We start from the raw sequence: 18,774 nt of genomic DNA, 5'->3' as shown, positions 1-18,774 counted from the left end.
CAACAATGGCTAGGCCGCTGTGTTCCGATAAAGTGAACATCATAATTCTGCAGCCAAAAATATAAAACTGCCAATTTATGACGGTTTTATATTTTTTAAACTTAACTACTCACTACTGGTTGCTTATTTCTTTTGTATAGCCTGACCAAAAAGCTTTTGACCGAACTTATATTGCATACTCATGACCATGTTATCGCCATCGCGCTTGCCTTGCCCTGATGTTTCAAAACCAGCAAACATGGCTTCGGCTTCCTGTCCTGACAAACTTTTGCCTTGTAATTGCAAAAAGTTATTCATGATTGCAGTCATCATATTTTTATCAAAACTTAAGTCTGCTTGAAAATCTAGTAAGCTCGGCACCATTTTAATAAAAGACTCCATTGAGGCATGGTGACCCGGCATGACTTTCCCCACGACATTTGCAGAGGCTTTACCTCCACCAATACTGATCGTGTTATCTTTAGACTCAAAATCAAAACCTTGGCTTGCGATAGCTAAGAAAGCTTGAGTCATTTCTTCACTTGATTCACCCACTGCATCGCATGAATTTTCCACCTGATGCAAAAGTTCACTAAATGCACGAACTTTATCTAGATTAACTTTATGCAATGCCAAATTCAGTGCGAAATCTTTAGTGACCGGTGAACCTGGGAAATCCATCTCATCAGCTTTTAAGTAGCCTTCAAAGTCCACATCATGTTTATTTAGTTCGGTCTCCCAACGCAATTGCATACCACGCATGCCGCCTGAGAACTTTTGATCTAAACGTTTGATAGAAGCCGCTTGGATTTCAACAAAACCATTTTCGAGATTTTTCTGATTTAAACCTTGATTGGTCTTCATCGAAAAATTTTGCACCATGGTTTGCATTGGACCTTCACTCAACCGAACCACAGGTAAATGGATTGAAAGCTCAGATACCTTAGTGGCTTGCCCCGGTAGACTACTGATCCGAATTTGCAATTGGCTGGCATCAGCTTGTACCGTTGCACCTTGTGCAGTCGTTTTAAATGCAGGAATCTGTAGATCTGTTTTACTTTGACCAATCCAATTGACCAAAGTTTTTGCCGTTAAGTCCGTACCAAAAAGCTTGGCATATTCGGACGTACTTTGTTGTTGAACAATCTTAAAGTTCGAGTTGATGTTATAACCTTTCAACCCACGTTGAATCTGATCGTTACCCTTCAATACGATCACTTCTTTGGGTTTACACGGGTCTGTTTTCAGCGTTAATACCCAATCGACCGTTCCGCCCATCAAGCCCATTTGATAATTGCTGTACTTCACATCAACATCTTGTACAGCTGCTGACCAATTATTCTGTGTATAAAATTGGGCAAGAGATTTATCTGCATATAAATTCCCTCCCACCACAGCTGCTGAAAGCACCGCTAAACTGCCAATTCCCCACATCAATTTTGACATGTCTTTCTCATTCTGATTATTCTTTGCGCAGTATACTGAAGAACTCAGTTACATAAGTACACAATTAAAATGATATTAAATGATTGATTTGACAGTTTTAATTGATTTTTTGATGGCTATCACTTCAACTATATACGCCCAGCTTCAAAATAACTTATACGTTTACGATCAAATGCGGCATATGGATTGCCTTTAAAACTATGAAAATAATGCTTGGCTTTTAACACGTGAAAGGTGGTATTTTTCATCCATCCTATACGCGGGTCCTTCTCTGCCAGAGTGATGCAATAGGTTTCTTTGCCACGTCGCTTGGTCTGTTGCTTGGCATGAAAAATCAAACTTGCAAATACATCTAGATGTTCAGGATGACATAGTGGACTATGCAGCATTAAATAATCGAAAGTTCCCTGAATTTTTGGCAGTGATAATACACCACGCACACTCGCGTAGGCATTATAAAAAGGCTTCATCAACTTTAATGGACGTGAATAGTCGATTACGCGGGTTTGTTTAAAACTCTTTTGATTCCATAATCCGTAGAGTCCAACCAACTGATTGTGCTGATCATAAATCAAATAAAAATCGTCCAGATTTAAGCCTGCCCAAAATGGATTTTGACCATCAACCAACGCATTAAAATCATAGCTAGGTAAAAAATTATAATGGTCTTTCATTTTTAAAATGAAATCATTTGCTTCATCTACACTTTCAGCAGTCAGCGTTTTAAATTGATATTGATTGAAAGTTTTTGGTTTCACTGCCTGTGAAACAGTATAGGTTCGGATTTCGTCATAAAAATATGGCAATGGAAAACCTGATCTTTCATGATGTAAAATACTAGCAGCAACAGTATTAGCGTTTAAAACTACACTTTCAAAAATCGTATCTTGCGGAATTTCATCGTGGACATAGTCCATTAATAAGCGCATGACTTTAGCACCACGATAAGCTGGATTCATTCTTAAATCGGCAACATAACGCATTAGGTCAGGCTGACCATTGATATAACAATAACGCCATCCCAAATTCATCATCGCAATCACAATAGATGGATCATCCACAGGGACAACCACTTTTAAATCTGGTCGATTATACTGTGCATGGCTAGCAGCCAAATAACTCGGGTGACGTTCATAAGATAAGGTAATGCCATTACTGGGCACAGTCTCAGCACTAATTTTCATTAGTTGCTCATCATCTTCGACAGTCGCCTTTCGAACCGCAAACTTAGTCTCATTCTTTGAATGATATAGCACCGTTTCATCGAACGGTGCATCTAACACATCGATATCCATCTCAATACTCAATTATTTTTGTTTTCATTTTCTTAAGCGGCTCAGGCTTAATATTCCCTTCAATCATGCCATTGTTCATGGCTAGTGTTTTGTAGTAGTCCCAAGCATCTTGTACATGTACAACTTCAGGTTCATCCAACTGCCCTAGATCTCGTGCCAATTCATAATGAAAATTATGTTTAAGCAAACGGTCTAGTGCTTGAGCGGAGGGTTTTTTGTCTACATTACCTTCACTGAGTAAAATATAGTGTGGTTTTTTAACCGAACATTGTTCAATACCCAAGATACTAATCGGCAAATAATCCGCTTGTTTAAACTCTGCAAGCACTTTAACTGCAGCATTGTGGTCAAGCTTTTCTCCGACCAAATCTACCGTCATTTTGCGACCTAAAAATTTGAAGCATGGCACTTGCTGATAAAAGTCGGTGACTTCTAATTCATCATCAATCACATAACGAATTAATCCTGAACCTGTCGTGATCACAGGACTAACAATATCACCTTTTTTCAGTTGCCACGATGGCACCACTTTTTGGCTGTCTTGCAAAATAAATTCATAAAAATGTGACTGATAACTTAAGGTAAAACGATTTGCAAATGGAATCGTCACTACGCCTTCAGTTGCCCATAAACCTTTACCTTCAAATGCCACACCTGCAATTCGTTGCTGGAGTTGTACTGCCCACTGCTCTGCGCTCGCTGTATCCCAACTCGAAACCAGACTGAGTTTAGGCCACAGTTTTTTCCACGCCGTTGCTTGGGTCAAATCCAAGTCTTGTAAGCGATAGCATTGTTGACAAGATTTAGGAACTTGCAGAAAACTCAATTCCTCACGTTGCCATTGTCCAGTTTTCAAGACCTGCACAATTTCAGCTTGATGTTCTTGAATGATATCCAACAATTGCAAAGCAAATGTAGGACTCCATACCGAAATCATGCCTAAATGCTTATCTGCAACGAGATACACTGCGGTTGCAAACATGGCATCTTCGGCTGAATTCGCCATCGCAATTTCAGTCGGTACCGACTGGGTAATTTTACTCAACACTCGCTTCGACAGATTAAGCAGCGCACTGTCATCATTCAAATTACTATTTTCTAAAAGCTTTCGCTGGCTTTCAGGCAACCATGAAACCGACCAATAATGCGTTGAATTTTTCAGTTGTGGATGAGTGCGATATAAATTGGTGAGCCATAACCCAATAGCTTCATCCAATTCATCTAAAAAAGCCTGAGTATAGGGAATGAATTTAATTGCTTCGCTCGACCCACTGGTGGGTTGAAAACGGACAATTTTTTCAGGCCCCAAACAATTTTTGCCACTTTGTCTGGATTGTTCAATTAGGCTTTTCCAATTACTATAACGCGAAAGCGGATATTTTTTGGAAAATTGCTCATAGCTTAGATTTTGCGAAATGTGCTGCTTTAAAAAATGGCTTAATTTTTTACGTTGCACATTTTCCAGCTGATTTGCCTGCTGTGTATAGCGTTGAAATGCTTTACGGCAGGCAATATTCAAAACTTGATGTGCAGTGGTGAGAAGCAATCCCATTAGGCCACCTTCGAGTCTGAACCTGTCGCAATATGCAATGTACGAGACTTATAACGTAACTTGCTTTCATGTTTACTCACACTGGTGGTCTTGGTTAAGAATCGATTTACATAACGGTATAAATCGCTCCAACGTAATTCACCAATGCACGGTAGTTCAGTTCCATCGACCCACGTTGGGTTCTTATCTTCAAAAAAAGCAATCTTGGTATTGTTTTCGCGCATCTCATGGGTGATTGGCGCAACATCTGCTTTGAGTGGCTGGTAGTCTTCGCCAAAATTCAGAAGACCTGTTTCATGGTTATAGTATTCTGAGAAATATTCTTTACAGTACGATTCGACAAAGTCTTTGAGATGGGCATTTTTCTCACCATAATGTGGATAGTAGCTGTAGTAGTTATTGGCTAAGAGCAGATAAGTTTTAAAGCCTTTAGAGATTAAAATCCAATATACAGGGGTTCTTGGATGACGAAATTTAAAACTAGTAATATAACGGAACATTGCTCGAGTTAATGCACGATTCCCCCAATACTCTTTCTCAATAATGGTATCACCACTGAAAAAAGCATGTCGGGCTTTACCATCAACAATAAAGTCACGCTCCATAACCGTCGAGAATCCGACAATTTGATTATTTTTCGGTTCAATAATGAAAAAAACACCGGTTTTTTCTAAGAAGTCGTGTTCAAAAATTTCATAACGGGTATTGGCATAATATTTTTGGTAAATACCATACATGCGTTTGAGTTCTTGAACAGTGATATCATCTTTACGTTTATATAAACTATAAGGTTCTTTTTTGATCTGCCTAAGCAGTTTAAATTCCATCATAATCATAATTCCCTGTTGCCATTCATTCATGATGAACGAGCGATATTGTTTTTGTTTTACAGAACACAGTCATCTCGTTGGATGTGTGCGGACGTCATATTAGTGGGTGAAAATGATGAAATGCAATGAACTTTACGTATTTAAACGAAAATTACGACAAGCGTAAAATTAAAAAACCCGGCCTAAACCGGGTTTCTGTTTTTACAACTGGATGTAGCAGATTTGTGCTTTTTAGTTGAGTTTTAACTTTTCAAAAGTTAGGTGGTCTCCTTCCGCTTGAACGACAATCGTATCGCCCGGTTGGAAAGCACCTGATAAGATTTTCTGTGCCAATGTATTTTCAACTTGTTGTTGGATAGCACGTTTCAGAGGACGTGCGCCATACACAGGGTCAAAACCAGCATCGATAAGTAATTCAAAGGCACTATCTTCAACCGCCAAACTCATATCTTTATCTGCCAAACGAGAACGTAAGCGATCCAACTGAATATCCGCAATGCCACGAATTTGCGCTTTTTGTAAAGAGTGGAAAACCACCAACTCATCAATACGGTTCACAAATTCAGGTCGGAAATGTTCAGATACCGCAGCCATAACCACAGCGCGAACTTCGTCTTTCGACGGGTTTTCACCTAATTCACGAACATCGGTTGAACCTAAGTTCGAGGTCATCACGATCACGGTGTTTTTGAAATCAATCACACGGCCTTGTGAGTCTGTTAATCGACCATCATCCAACACTTGAAGCAAGATGTTAAACACGTCTGGATGAGCTTTTTCAACCTCATCAAACAACACTACACTATAAGGTTTACGACGAACAGCCTCGGTTAATACACCGCCTTCTTCATAACCTACATAGCCCGGAGGTGCACCCACTAAACGGCTCACCGAATGCTTTTCCATAAACTCTGACATGTCGATACGAATAATCGCATCATCACTGTCAAATAAGAAATTACCTAAAGCTTTGGTTAACTCAGTTTTACCTACACCTGTAGGCCCAAGGAATAAGAATGAACCACTTGGGCGGTTTGGATCGGATAATCCTGCACGAGAACGACGCACCGCATTCGACACTGCTACGACAGCTTCATCTTGACCAACTACACGGTTATGTAAAAACTCCTCCATGTGTAAGAGTTTTTCACGTTCACCTTGCAGCATTTTCGCAACAGGAATACCTGTAGCCGCACTTACCACTTCAGCGATTTCATTTTCAGTGACTTTGGTACGAATCAGTTTTGGCTCTTCGTTCACCTCGGCAACTTCTTCTTCATTCAAGCGTTTTTGCAACTCAGGAATAACACCATATTGCAAGCGGCTAGCTTCTGCTAAATCACCTTCACGTTGTGCTTTTTCAAAGGCAGTACGCGCTTTATCTAACTCGATTTGAGCTTGATTCGTGCCGTCAACCAAACGTTTTTCCGCAATCCACACTTCCTCCAAATCACTATATTCTTTTTGAACTTCAGCAATTTGTTTCTCTAGGTGCTCAACTTCAGCTTTAGAGACTGAATCTGCATCTTTTTTCACTGCTTCTAACTGCATTTTCAATTGAATTAGGCGACGATCTAAACGGTCTAATGGCTCAGGTTTTGAGTCAATTTCCATTTTGATACGTGATGCAGCTTCATCAATCAAATCAATGGCTTTGTCTGGCAACTGACGGTCTGTGATGTAACGATGCGACATTTTTGCCGCAGCAATGATCGCAGAGTCTAAAATTTGCACACCATGATGGGTTGCATATTTGTCTTTTAGACCACGTAAAATCGCAATGGTGTCTTCCACACTCGGTTCATCAACGATCACTTTTTGGAAACGACGTTCTAGAGCCGCATCTTTTTCGATATATTGACGATATTCATCAAGTGTTGTCGCACCTACACAGCGTAGCTCACCACGCGCTAATGCAGGTTTAAGCATGTTACCAGCATCCATTGCACCATCGCCTTTACCTGCGCCAACAAGCGTATGTAATTCGTCAATGAAAAGAATAATCTCGCCATCATATTTGGCTAAATCTTTTAGAACTGCTTTAAGACGTTCTTCAAATTCACCACGGTATTTTGCACCTGCAAGCAATGAACCTAAGTCAAGTGAAAGTACACGTTTACCTTTCAGACTTTCAGGAACTTCGCCATTGACGATACGCTGTGCTAAGCCCTCAACGATTGCTGTTTTACCCACACCAGGCTCACCAATCAATACCGGGTTGTTTTTGCTACGACGTGATAATACCTGAATGGTACGGCGAATCTCTTCGTCACGACCAATAACCGGATCTAGCTTACCTTCTAATGCACGTGCATTGAGGTCTAAGGTATATTTGTTGAGTGAATCACGTTGATCTTCGTGGTTATTACTCATGACTTGTTCACCGCCTCGTATTTGTTCAATCGCTTTGCGTAATTTATCTGTCGTTACGCCTACACTATTTAATAAGGTTTTGGTTTTACCCGTTTCAGCTAAACCGAGAATCACCCAATCTGTAGAAAGAAACTCATCTCCAGCTTTTTGAGCAAAACTGTCAGCTAAATTCAGCGCCTTGACTGCTTCAGGATTTAGGTTGATGTCCCCTGTCGGCGTAGCAATGGTGGCGGTATCCTGTAGGGCTTGCTGAAGCTTGGTTTTTAACTCAGGAAGATTAGCACCTGCCTGTTGTAACAAGTTTTGGTTCGACGGCTCTTCAAGCAATGTCGAAAGAATATGGATTCCTTCAATGGCTGTATGGTCTTTCCCCATTGCTAAAGATTGGGCATCGGATAATGCTTGCTGCAAACGGTTTGTGAATTTTTCAAATCGCATTCTTGTTATTCCTCACAACAAATTCTGTACTTGAAGCATATATGGGAGTCATATTTAAAATTTCAAATACATTTTTTAAATATTTTTCAATGAGTTAATTTTAAGATATAGATAAATCTCAATTATAATATTGGTATAAATAGAATACTTTTCAAGTCATTTATTGAAGAATTTAGTACTTTATTATATTGTTTAAATACATATGTATTTTTAGGCAATTTTCTTGTCAACTCAACTGACTTTCTGAGAATAAAATTCAATGATTTTCCATTTGCTTAAATAATACAAATGTCAAAAAAGCCCACATTTACATGCAGGCTTTTGCTTAATCCGCTAAAAAGTTCAGCTTAAGGTGCAGGATTTGGCTGTTGGCGATGAATATCTTCAATCCCTTTTAAAATGTCTTCTGATAAATTCACATCAAACGCATCAATATTTTCTTTCAACTGATCTAGATTTGTCGCACCAATGATTGTACTGGTGACAAAAAATTGCTGCTTAATAAATGCAAGTGCTAACTGTGTCAACGTTAAACCATGCTGTTCAGCCAATTGTGCATATTGTTCTGTTGCCCATTCACTCTCCGCATTTGAATAGCGGCTAAAGCGTGAAAATAGTGTCACTCGAGCATTGGCAGGACGTGCACCATGACGGAATTTACCTGTTAGATAACCAAATGCTAAAGGTGAATATGCCAATAAGCCCACGCCTTCGTAATGTGCAATTTCAGATAAACCGATTTCATAAGTACGATTCAACAAACTATATGGATTTTGCACACTGACAATTTTTTCTAAACCATGCTTTTCTGCAAGTTGTAGGAATTTCAACGTTCCCCATGGTGTTTCATTGGAGAGTCCAATAGTACGAATTCGGCCTTTTTTCACCTCATGACTTAAAGCAACTAATGTTTCTTCTAAATTGGTAATAGTTTGCGTACTGTTTGCTTCGGCATTGCCATAACCCAATTTACCGAAAAAGTTGGTTGGACGTTGCGGCCAATGCAACTGGTATAAGTCAAGATAATCTGTTTGTAAGCGCTGAAGAGAATGATCCAGTGCAGACTCAATTTCCGAAGCAATAAATTTAGTTTGCCCGTCACGAATATGACTACCGCCTTGTGACGGTCCTGCAATTTTTGAAGCTAAGATTAATTTATCGCGTCCACCGCGAGCTGCAATCCAGTTACCAATAATAGTTTCAGTTGAACCTTGGGTTTCAGGTTTCGGTGGGACAGGATACATTTCTGCAGTATCCCAAAAGTTAAGACCACGCTCTAAAGCATAATCCAGTTGCTCGAAAGCTTCTGCTTGGGTGTTTTGTTCACCAAACGTCATGGTGCCTAAACAAATTTCTGGAACTAATATGCCTGTATGTGCCAATGGTTTAAATTGCATGCCACAAATTCCCTCTTTATTTTAAATATCAATATATAAATCACGATGTAGCTTACCTAAGATATCGCCTTTGTTTAAATCATAATTTTCTGTTTATTTGTCAAAAAATGTGAGAAAGGCTTGTTCAGCTATAATGGTGAGAAATGAATAGACATAAAAAAAGCAAACCCCTGAGTTTGCTTTTTTAGATTCGGAAGACTGATTATTCTTCGTCGTCGAAATCATCTGAAGCCAATTGGCTTTTCTCTTCAAGCGATGCATCAAAAATTAGAATCGCTTTACCATCAGTTTCGATCATGCCTTGCTCTTCAAGTGTTTTTAGAACACGACCAACCATTTCACGGGAACAACCCACGATACGACCAATCTCTTGACGAGTAATACGAATCTGACGACCATTCGGCAAAATCATTGCTTCTGGTTGTGAAGATAAATCAATTAAGCAACGTGCAATACGACCTGACACGTCAATAAACGCAAGGTCGGTTACTTTACGCGTCGTATTTTTAAGACGGCGCACAAGCTGTGCAAATACCGCATAACTTAAGTCTGGGTATTGTTTGCTTAATTCATGAAAGTTTTCATAGGTAATCTCAGCAATTTCACATACATCACGCGTACGCACTTCTGCAGTACGTTGTGCATTTGCTTCGAATAGACCCATTTCCCCAAAAAAGTCACCCGCATTTAAGTACGCAACCACAATTTCACGCTCATCATCTTCGCGTAAAATGATAGATACTGAACCCTTAAGAATTAAATACAAAGATTTAGATTCTGAGCCCGCATCAATGATTGTTGTACGTTTTGGGTAACGATTAATATATGCACGTTTTAATAATGCCTTCACCGACTCAGGTAACTGCCCCGGAGATAGCGCATCTGTGCTAAGTTGTGAAAAGTTTGAAGTCATGCTAACAGTTTCCGAATATGGATAATTTATAGATCGCACAAGACCTAAAGTGAACTTGTCACACGTAAGAGTTGAAATTCCTTATCAACTCAATTTATGTTAGTGTACAGGTACTGCGTAAATTTATAGCTTTTTTTAGGGACTTGCAATGCAAACTAGTGTTCATTGGCTAGAGAATGTTGCTTTTGAAGCAAAAACTCAAAGTGGTCACACTGTTATGATGGATGGATCACAAGAATATGGCGGTGAAAACCGTGGTCCGCGCCCAATGGAACTGATTTTAACAGGACTTGGTGGTTGTGCATCTTTCGATATTGTGACGATTTTAAAGAAAGCACGCCAAGACATTACTGATGTTCGTTGTGAATTAAATGCAGAACGTGCCGACACTATTCCTGCTGTATTCACTAAAATTCATTTGCACTTTGTAGTCACTGGTCATGGCGTGAAGGAAAAGCAAGTTGCAAAAGCGGTTGAACTTTCTGCTGAAAAATACTGTTCTGCTAGTAAAATGCTGATGGATGGTGGTGTAGAAATTACCCATGACTTCGAAATTTTAGAAACTGAAGATGCATAATTTATTTGTTCAATTAAGAGCCGCATAGAATGCGGCTTTTTTGTTTCAAATAATCCGCTATAGCATACATTGTATAAAGCACTGCTATATAGTCATAAACGCAGAAATATGAGCCAAAGAAGTTTGGCTTAATCACTTAAACAATCAATATCCAAATTGATGTATTTGCACATAGATGCATTTACACCCAATTCCATCTCATGATGATTTTACGACTCAATCCATATGAATCTATTCAAGCCAAATACGATTGAAAACGATTGCGAAGAACACCTTACATATAAGTAGATTTGATTCAACTATAGTCTTAATAACACTTTAATTAGGGTGTGTTGACACTTTTAGCTTAAAAAAATAGCGAAGTAGTAAAATCAAATCTCCAAACCCAATTTTACTATTCGCTATGCCTCGTACCATGCTGACAGATCAACACTGGCAAAAGTTGAAAGTTATTCTGCGTAATTTACCCATTCACCACAACTCAAATTTACGCAATTTTATTGAAGCTATTCTCTATAGAATTAGAACAGGCTGTCCGTGGCGAGATATTCCTTCTTGTTTTGGTCATTCAAACTCTATTTTCAAACGTTTTAATCGTTGGTCAAGCAGCGGTAAGTTACTTAGATTATTCAAACTACTAGCCTCATGCCCCGATATGGAGTGGATTTTTATTGATGGCTCTCATGTACGTGCTCATCAACATTCTACCGGCATAGCGAATCAATCTATTTCTAAAAGTGTAGGAGGAAACTCCTCAAAAATACATTTGATTGTTGATGCACATGGCAATCCTATTGATTTCATGATTACCGATGGGACCACACATGATGTTAAAGTTGCACCTGATTTAATATCAACATTAGATTTAAAAGAGACAAAAGTGGTATACGCAGATAAAGGCTATGATTCAGAATCACTGCGTGAACAGATCAGGAAAACAAGGACTAAAGCGAATATACCAAGGAAAATGAATAGCCAATCGAACAATGACCATATGGACTGGTATTTATATAAAATCAGGCATTTAGTTGAAAATATGTTTTGTAGATTAAAGCAATTTAGAGGAATAGCTACTCGATATGACAAGCTCAAAAGCAATTATCAAAGTTCTGTTGCTTTAGCCTGTATATTTTTATGGCTACCTTTATAGGGTTAATTATGAACAGTAAATGTCAACAGACCCTAATAATTTCAGATAAAAAAAAAGCAGAATCATTTTGATTCTGCTTTTTGAATTTGGTAGGTTTAACCAGATTCGAACTGGTGACCTCTACGATGTCAACGTAGCGCTCTAACCAACTGAGCTATAAACCTAGAATGCGTAGAATCATATTCATTTTTATTTTTTATGACAAGCCCTTTTCTGACTTTTTTAAACTTTGCGTACAAGTTTTAAGCAAAGCCTTAAAATATTGAATATCATGAGAACTTAGCGCGGTACCTACATAAATTTCCTGCTCAAATAACGTAATAGCTTGTTCAAATGCCCCCCTTTCCTGTTCAGGTACATTTTCAGCCAAACGTTGTAGCCAATGCCTAAAACTTTCAGAAGTCAATTTTTACTGGCTCAAGGGTAAATTCTTTGCGAAATTGGTAATTTCTCTTTCAAGAGGGCTTAAACTTTTTCTTTTTTCCCACAAAATCCATATAAAATATAATGCTACAATGCCACCAATACTCAATACAAGAATTAACCCACCTGCATAAGCAGAATTTGTACCGAGCTTTTTAAACCATTGTTGCTGCGATTCTGCATTGTAACCCACCACTTTGCTCTGCCATTGGTAACTCGCATAATCACTCCATACACGGACTTTTTTCAACATCGAAAATTGTTGATAGGCCCATGTCGACTGCTGGCTCCCAAAAATTGTCCGATCTTGTTCCATATAATCCTGCATCCCACCACCGATACGCTGCGGTGCGATCATGGCCGTCGGATCAATACGACGCCAATGTTGATTGATATAAACCTCTGTCCACGCATGTGCATCAAGTTGACGAACCTCCCAACTTTTTCCATCTGGTGCTAATTGACCACCTTGGTATCCCACAACAATACGCGATGGAACACCCACATAGCGCATCAACATTGCAAAACTCGAAGCAAAATGTTCGCAAAAGCCCTGTCTTGATCCAAATAAAAAATTATCTATCCGATTTTGCCCCAATACATCTGGGCTTAAGGTATATGCAAAGCGATTTTGTTTATACCATTGCAAAACTTCGGCAATATAACGCTCAGGATTTTGATGACTTCGCTGCCATAATGTTTGGGCCAATCGTTGTGATTGAACATCCAAGTTTTCAACATAGCGAGTGTTTAATTTTTCAAGTAAAGTTACATTTTTTATTTGTGGCGGCTCTGCACTTCCTAACCATTTCAGTTGAATCGGCTCTGTACGTGCTGTTAATCGGTAGGGTGTAATTCGACCATCTTGACCTAAAGCAAAACGTGCTTAATTGGGAACGGATTGCTCCAACGACATAATCCACATCACACTTGGATCGGCGGCCAAATATTGATAATTCAATGTCCGCTTGGGTTTTAAATCGGCTGGATTCAGCTGTATAACATTCTGGTTAAAAAAATGACTGGTCCATTTAGAACCATCATATTCATCTAATGCCATCGCTCGCCAATACAGCTCTGTACGTGGTGGCAACGCTTGAATATCACCGATTATACGAAATGCCAAGCTACTCGACTGTGATAACTCAGCAATATCGCCCGGAGACATGCTGTCACTGATCCCTGTTGTGGCTTTATTTTCAGGAATAGGAATGTGCCATAGCGGTGGTAGGCGTGGAAAAAAGAGAAACAGTAAAATAAAAAATGGAACAGCTAAGGCAATAAATTTTCCCACATGCCCAATATCTTGTTTAATCGCTTGTACTTCACCGCCTGAGTTTTGGCTAAAACCAACGGTCTGTAAACGGTATAATCCAATAAAACAGCTTAACAACGCCAATAAAATAACCAGTGCCATGGCGAAAGACTGGCTAAACAGAAAGCTACTGGCAATCACAAACATCGCAAAGTTAAATAGAATAATTACATCACGACGTGTTTTTGTTTCTAAAGATTTAGCAAATAAAAATGTACTAAGTACTGTAACCCCTGCATCAACACCAATAAAGGTTTTATGGCTTATGTAAATGCTGAATAAAGCTATCAATGTCAGCACATAGGTTAAAATTTTAGAAAATGGTTTTTTAGTTGCGCGGGTATTGTGTAATAAAATAAGCCAAATGACTAAAAATACTAATGATGTCACCACTGGTATATAAAGCATTTGCGCAATGAGCACCAAAGCTAAAGTGAGTAGTATGGAGCGGCGTATGGTATTTTCAATCATCAATTAAGCCTGCGCCAATAACCGTTTAGCTTCGGAAAAATGCAGTGCTCCAGTGCCTGATGCTAACTCAGCATTAGGTAAATACAGTGCATATTGATCGTGATTTTTTTCAGCCTGCTCGACCAAACCCATCATAAGGCTGAGTTTTTCTTCATGACTTGGAGCTGGCATATGGTGATAATGGATCTCTAATTTCTTTAGATCTTCATACTGTTCAAAGACTTTGACATATAAGCCTTGTCCTCGTGCTGCTTGTTTCCAAGACACCGCATGAAGTGAATCCCCCGTCTGAAAACTCCGTAATTCGCGAAATTCATCAAGATCAGGTTCAAAGTTTTGCTGTTGTTGCTTATTTTCAACGGAATGCCAACTGGCTTGAGGTGCAACCCACGCTGGTTGCTGTACGTACAAATACGTCCAGGCCCGAACCAAACCAAAGGGATAAACACTATAAATTTGTATAGGTGGAATCTGAAAAACACCGCGTTGACTGGTTATAAAATTTAATTGAAAGCCATGCTGTTGCGTATTGAACAATAATTTATGTAGCTGATTTTCAGTTTTAATCCACAAATATCGCCCCTGTTCTACATCTTGTTTAAAGTAAATATCGACCAAAAGTAATTCACCTACTTGCGGTGTATCAACAACATTTATTTGAATCTGCAACGCATGAAGCTGTTTAAAAGTAATATAGAAACTAATACACAATACGGCGCTAATTAAAAAGCAAAATCCTAAAATCAAGTTATTGGCATAATTCACACCTGCAATAAAGGTGATGAAAATTAACACCAAATACAAGTAGCCTTGCTGATAGATAAAGATCAAGACGTCTTTTTGAGTCAGCTGCTTGTGCTGATCGATTTTAAATCGACGTTCAACCCATTGCTGCCACATCGAAGCCAAGGTTCAACTCCTTTATTGAATCGAAACTTGTTCTAAAAGCTTAAAGGCTTCAAGATCTGACAACCCAATTCGATGAGATACCACAGCTGCAAACACCGCTTGCACATCATCAGGATTCACATAATTTCGCTGTTCAATCAGCGCATACGCTTGCGCAGCTTTCTTTAAGGCTAAAACACCACGCGTAGAAAGACCATGTCTCCCTTTACGTGTTTCAGCAGCAAGATCCAAAATGTAATCCATCAAACGATCACTCAGATATATCTGCTCGACAAAGCCTTGTAGTTGTAAAATTTCTGATTCATTAAAGATATGTGCTAATGCCGCAATCAGATCATGGCGTGAAGTTTGTTGGAGCAATAATTTCTCTGCCTGACGCGATGGATAACCTAAAGACAAACGCATTAAAAACCGGTCCAACTGGGACTCAGGTAAGGCATAAGTACCACTTTGAAATAAAGGGTTTTGTGTCGCAATCACCCAAAATGGTTGAGGCAAAGCATATCGCACACCATCAACCGTCACATACCCCTCTTCCATCGCTTCCAATAAAGCACTTTGGGTCTTTGGACTACAACGGTTGATTTCATCTGCCAATAAAATTTGGGTAAAAATCGGCCCAGATTTAAACTCAAAATGATGTTCTTTTTGATTAAACATATTTACCCCAATCACATCGCTGGCCAGCATGTCATTGGTAAATTGAATCCGTTGAAACTTTAATCCCGCCAAATGTGACAAGGCGCTAGATAATGTCGTTTTTCCTAAACCAGGTAAGTCTTCAAATAGCACATGCCCGCCTGCCAATAGACAAGCTAAAGCCAATTTGGTTTGCTGATTTTTATCCAAAATAATTTGGTTAATTTGTTCGAGGAATATATTTATTTTCGGGTAAAAAGGCGCAAGGCTCTGCTCACTTAAAAGCGTTGATGTATTATTTTGTTGGCTTTTCTCTGATCCCCAAAACACCTTTTATTCCCCAATAAAAAAGTTAAATGAATGACTAACATACAGGGTTTTATTTAAAAATACAGTGTTTATCTCCAAGCCATACCCAGTTCATTACTTTTAATACATACGCTTGATATTTATTGAGTATACAAAAGGGTTGTTTTCGCTTCGACTGATCACAAATCAGCAATAAAAAAAGCGTCCCGAAGAACGCTTTTTTCTTAGATTTTTGGCTCGAGTCACTGCATTAGCAAGGACACTTCTTCATGTCACCACCAGCTGATGGATAACGTGCATCTACACAGTGACGATAAAATGTTTTTGCATCCATCGCTTCCAAATCAGGATGATGTTTTGCCATATGTTCCAAATAATTTTGGTAATCTGGCACACCCACCATCAGGCGGAAGCTTTGCTGTAAACGTTGCCATAACGTCGCAATACGTGACCAATTTTTCGGGTTCAGAATTAAATCCTTCTGCGACAGAATGGTCATTTTAATGATTTTATAAATCACCGTTTTTCCACTTTTTGCAAACTTCAGGTTCATTCATATTCCCCTATTAATGTGCTGAATTTGACGGATTAATTTCAGCTGGGTCACGGTAAATCGCTTCTGCTTCATTCACCGATGGATTTGGATTTGCCAAGGCACGACGCACCACACCAATCGCTGCAAATAACATCACAAATGCCACGATCATAAAGAATGCACAAAGACCGGCATTGATTTGATTCGACAATGCAACCGTATGCATTTCAGCCATGGTTTTCGCAGGTGCCAACAATTCATTTTTCGCAATTGCTGCATTAAAACGATCTGCTTGAGCCAAGAAACCAATTTTTGGATTTTCGTGGAAAATCTTCTGCCAACCAGCGGTCATTGAAGTAATAAACAAGAATAATGTTGGGATAATTGTCACCCAAACATACTTTTGTTTTTTCATCTTGAATAAAATCACTGTACCCAAGATCAATGCCATCGCAGCAAGAATTTGGTTACCAATACCAAATAGCGGCCATAAGCTATTAATACCGCCGAGTGGATCCACCACACCTTGGTAAACGAAGAAGCCCCAACCTGCAACAGCCACCGCTGTACCTAACAGATTTCCGAAGAAGTTATGTGAGTTTTTTACCGCAGGAATCACGATACCCACAGTATCTTGCACCATGAAACGACATGCACGTGTACCCGCATCAACTGCCGTTAAAATGAAGAGTGCTTCGAATAAAATCGCAAAGTGATACCAGAACGCCATCATTGAACGGTTATTGAAAATTTCCGTAATAATGTGAGCCATACCAATCGCAAATGTTGGCGCACCCCCTGTACGAGAAAGAATCGAGTTTTCACCCACTTCTTGTGCAAGTAAGGTCAATGCTTCAGGTGTTACCACGAAGCCTAATGTACGAACTGCTTCTGCAGCGGACTCAACCGTTGTACCAATCACAGCTGCTGGCGCATTAATCGCAAAATACACACCAGGCTCAAGAATCGTTGCACAGACCAAAGCCATGATCGCAACAAAAGATTCCATCAACATGCCGCCATAACCGATCATGCGAATATCTTTTTCATTATTCACAAGTTTCGGTGTCGTTCCTGAAGAAACGAGCGCATGGAAACCTGAAATTGCACCACAGGCAATGGTAATAAACAAGAATGGGAACATTGAGCCTGCAAATACAGGACCTGTACCATCAATAAAATGCGTCACCGCTGGCATTTTCATTTCAGGTAAAGCAAACATAATCCCGATTGCTAAACCTGCAATAACACCAATTTTCAAGAAGGTCGATAGGTAATCACGTGGTGCAAGCAGTAACCATACGGGTAACACAGATGCTACGAAACCATAACCGATCAGCCACCAAGTCAGTTCAGTACCTGAAAGTGTAAAGAATGGCCCCCAGTACGGATGCTGTGCAATGTCACCACCATAGATAATCCCTGCCATCATCAGCACAAAACCAATGATCGACACTTCTGCAATTTTACCCGGACGGATAAATCGCATATAGATACCCATGAAAATCGCAATCGGCACCGTTGCAGCGATACTGAAAACACCCCACGGACTGTTGGTCAACGCTTTTACAACAACCAATGCAAGTACCGCAAGAATGATGATCATCACACCAAGTGCGCCAAGCATCACGATGATTCCGGCAAAAGAACCCAGTTCTTGTTTTGCCATTTCACCGAGTGAACGACCATCACGACGCGTTGAGATGAATAAGACTAAAAAGTCTTGAACCGCACCGGCGAGAACAACACCCACCAAGAGCCAAATTGTTCCCGGCAAATAACCCATTTGCGCAGCAAGGATCGGTCCGACTAAAGGACCTGCACCTGCAATCGCAGCAAAGTGGTGACCAAATAGAACGCTTTTATTGGTCGGCACATAATCCAAACCGTCAGCTAAGCGATGGGCAGGCGTTAAACGTCGCTCATTCAGTTCAAAGACTTTATTGGCAATAAATAAACTATAAAAACGATATGCAATGCTATACACACAGATTGCTGCAAGGATCAGCCAAACTGCATTGACATGCTCGCCTCGACTGAGTGCTAGTATGCCGAATGAAACGGCACCTAGAATGGCTACAAACAGCCAGATAATCTTTGAAGCCATTCCTGACTTCGGTTGAATGGTTTCCATCTCAATCCCTCATAAATGTTGAAATAAATCAGCTTGATTTTTCTTGTTCGAGGTACTGCTGTTTCTTCCCTTGAAACTCTACTCCTGTT

13 protein-coding genes, 1 tRNA gene and 1 pseudogene are annotated in these 18,774 nt (G+C 39.6%); 2 read left to right on the top strand and 13 right to left on the bottom strand.

The window, feature by feature from the left end; genetic code table 11:
* Positions 1-123 precede the first annotated feature (123 nt).
* The 7 genes from FTU34_RS08175 to crp all read right to left on the bottom strand — a co-directional run bounded on the left by FTU34_RS08175 (position 124) and on the right by crp (position 10,223).
* A complete protein-coding gene (locus FTU34_RS08175) occupies positions 124-1,425 on the bottom strand; it encodes a DUF945 family protein (protein WP_180035304.1) in 1,302 nt (433 codons plus the stop codon).
* Positions 1,426-1,553: 128 nt separating this feature from the next.
* Positions 1,554-2,720, bottom strand: a complete 1,167-nt coding sequence (locus FTU34_RS08170; RefSeq protein ID WP_180035305.1) for a GNAT family N-acetyltransferase — start codon at positions 2,718-2,720, stop codon at positions 1,554-1,556.
* Between the two features lies 1 nt (position 2,721).
* Entirely contained in the window at positions 2,722-4,272 is a 1,551-nt protein-coding gene (locus FTU34_RS08165; RefSeq protein WP_180035306.1) for a GH3 auxin-responsive promoter family protein, read from the bottom strand.
* A complete protein-coding gene (locus FTU34_RS08160) occupies positions 4,272-5,108 on the bottom strand; it encodes a hypothetical protein (protein WP_306669816.1) in 837 nt (278 codons plus the stop codon). The genes FTU34_RS08165 and FTU34_RS08160 overlap by 1 nt, the downstream gene beginning before the upstream one ends.
* A gap of 225 nt (positions 5,109-5,333) precedes the next feature.
* Positions 5,334-7,913: an ATP-dependent chaperone ClpB gene (clpB, locus tag FTU34_RS08155; protein ID WP_180035308.1), complete on the bottom strand. Its 2,580-nt coding sequence runs from the start codon at positions 7,911-7,913 to the stop codon at positions 5,334-5,336.
* 347 nt (positions 7,914-8,260) lie between these two features.
* Positions 8,261-9,310: an NADP(H)-dependent aldo-keto reductase gene (locus tag FTU34_RS08150; RefSeq protein ID WP_180035309.1), complete on the bottom strand. Its 1,050-nt coding sequence runs from the start codon at positions 9,308-9,310 to the stop codon at positions 8,261-8,263.
* Positions 9,311-9,512: 202 nt separating this feature from the next.
* Complete coding sequence (gene crp / locus FTU34_RS08145) at positions 9,513-10,223, bottom strand: cAMP-activated global transcriptional regulator CRP (protein WP_078191819.1); 711 nt, start codon at positions 10,221-10,223, stop codon at positions 9,513-9,515.
* Positions 10,224-10,371: 148 nt separating this feature from the next.
* On the opposite strand from crp, the gene FTU34_RS08140 reads away from it, so the two are divergent.
* Together FTU34_RS08140 and FTU34_RS08135 are read left to right on the top strand one after the other, a co-directional pair.
* Complete coding sequence (locus tag FTU34_RS08140; protein ID WP_078191820.1) at positions 10,372-10,800, top strand: OsmC family protein; 429 nt, start codon at positions 10,372-10,374, stop codon at positions 10,798-10,800.
* A 403-nt stretch (positions 10,801-11,203) separates the two neighbouring features.
* Positions 11,204-11,950 (top strand): IS5 family transposase, encoded by a 747-nt coding sequence (locus tag FTU34_RS08135; RefSeq protein ID WP_180035310.1) that lies wholly within the window; start codon positions 11,204-11,206, stop codon positions 11,948-11,950.
* 87 nt (positions 11,951-12,037) lie between these two features.
* Here FTU34_RS08135 and FTU34_RS08130 read toward each other — a convergent pair.
* From FTU34_RS08130 to FTU34_RS08105, 6 genes and pseudogenes are all read right to left on the bottom strand, one after another.
* Positions 12,038-12,114, bottom strand: a tRNA-Val gene (locus FTU34_RS08130).
* A 32-nt stretch (positions 12,115-12,146) separates the two neighbouring features.
* Positions 12,147-14,159 (bottom strand): annotated as a pseudogene (locus FTU34_RS08125) (transglutaminaseTgpA domain-containing protein).
* 3 nt (positions 14,160-14,162) lie between these two features.
* Positions 14,163-15,068, bottom strand: a complete 906-nt coding sequence (locus tag FTU34_RS08120) for a DUF58 domain-containing protein (protein ID WP_180035311.1) — start codon at positions 15,066-15,068, stop codon at positions 14,163-14,165.
* 12 nt (positions 15,069-15,080) lie between these two features.
* Complete coding sequence (locus FTU34_RS08115) at positions 15,081-16,037, bottom strand: AAA family ATPase (protein WP_180035312.1); 957 nt, start codon at positions 16,035-16,037, stop codon at positions 15,081-15,083.
* Between the two features lie 229 nt (positions 16,038-16,266).
* A complete protein-coding gene (locus FTU34_RS08110; RefSeq protein WP_111884233.1) occupies positions 16,267-16,569 on the bottom strand; it encodes a YbdD/YjiX family protein in 303 nt (100 codons plus the stop codon).
* Positions 16,570-16,582: 13 nt separating this feature from the next.
* Positions 16,583-18,685, bottom strand: coding sequence for a carbon starvation CstA family protein (locus tag FTU34_RS08105; protein ID WP_180026451.1), 2,103 nt, complete (start codon positions 18,683-18,685; stop codon positions 16,583-16,585).
* Positions 18,686-18,774 lie beyond the last annotated feature (89 nt).

The sequence above is a fragment of the Acinetobacter sp. YH12094 genome (assembly GCF_013419295.1).
GTDB classification, from domain to species: domain Bacteria; phylum Pseudomonadota; class Gammaproteobacteria; order Pseudomonadales; family Moraxellaceae; genus Acinetobacter; species Acinetobacter amyesii.
This window is presented reverse-complemented; position numbering and strand designations above follow the sequence as displayed.

Excerpts from the sequence above, each read along its gene's own strand:
- FTU34_RS08175 (WP_180035304.1), bottom strand. The coding sequence starts at position 1,425 with ATGTCAAAATTGATGTGGGGAATTGGCAGTTTAGCGGTGCTTTCAGCA.
- FTU34_RS08170 (WP_180035305.1), bottom strand. The coding sequence starts at position 2,720 with ATGGATATCGATGTGTTAGATGCACCGTTCGATGAAACGGTGCTATAT.
- FTU34_RS08165 (WP_180035306.1), bottom strand. The coding sequence starts at position 4,272 with ATGGGATTGCTTCTCACCACTGCACATCAAGTTTTGAATATTGCCTGC.
- FTU34_RS08160 (WP_306669816.1), bottom strand. The coding sequence starts at position 5,108 with ATGATTATGATGGAATTTAAACTGCTTAGGCAGATCAAAAAAGAACCT.
- clpB (WP_180035308.1), bottom strand. The coding sequence starts at position 7,913 with ATGCGATTTGAAAAATTCACAAACCGTTTGCAGCAAGCATTATCCGAT.
- FTU34_RS08150 (WP_180035309.1), bottom strand. The coding sequence starts at position 9,310 with ATGCAATTTAAACCATTGGCACATACAGGCATATTAGTTCCAGAAATT.
- crp (WP_078191819.1), bottom strand. The coding sequence starts at position 10,223 with ATGACTTCAAACTTTTCACAACTTAGCACAGATGCGCTATCTCCGGGG.
- FTU34_RS08140 (WP_078191820.1), top strand. The coding sequence starts at position 10,372 with ATGCAAACTAGTGTTCATTGGCTAGAGAATGTTGCTTTTGAAGCAAAA.
- FTU34_RS08135 (WP_180035310.1), top strand. The coding sequence starts at position 11,204 with ATGCCTCGTACCATGCTGACAGATCAACACTGGCAAAAGTTGAAAGTT.
- FTU34_RS08110 (WP_111884233.1), bottom strand. The coding sequence starts at position 16,569 with ATGAACCTGAAGTTTGCAAAAAGTGGAAAAACGGTGATTTATAAAATC.
- FTU34_RS08105 (WP_180026451.1), bottom strand. The coding sequence starts at position 18,685 with ATGGAAACCATTCAACCGAAGTCAGGAATGGCTTCAAAGATTATCTGG.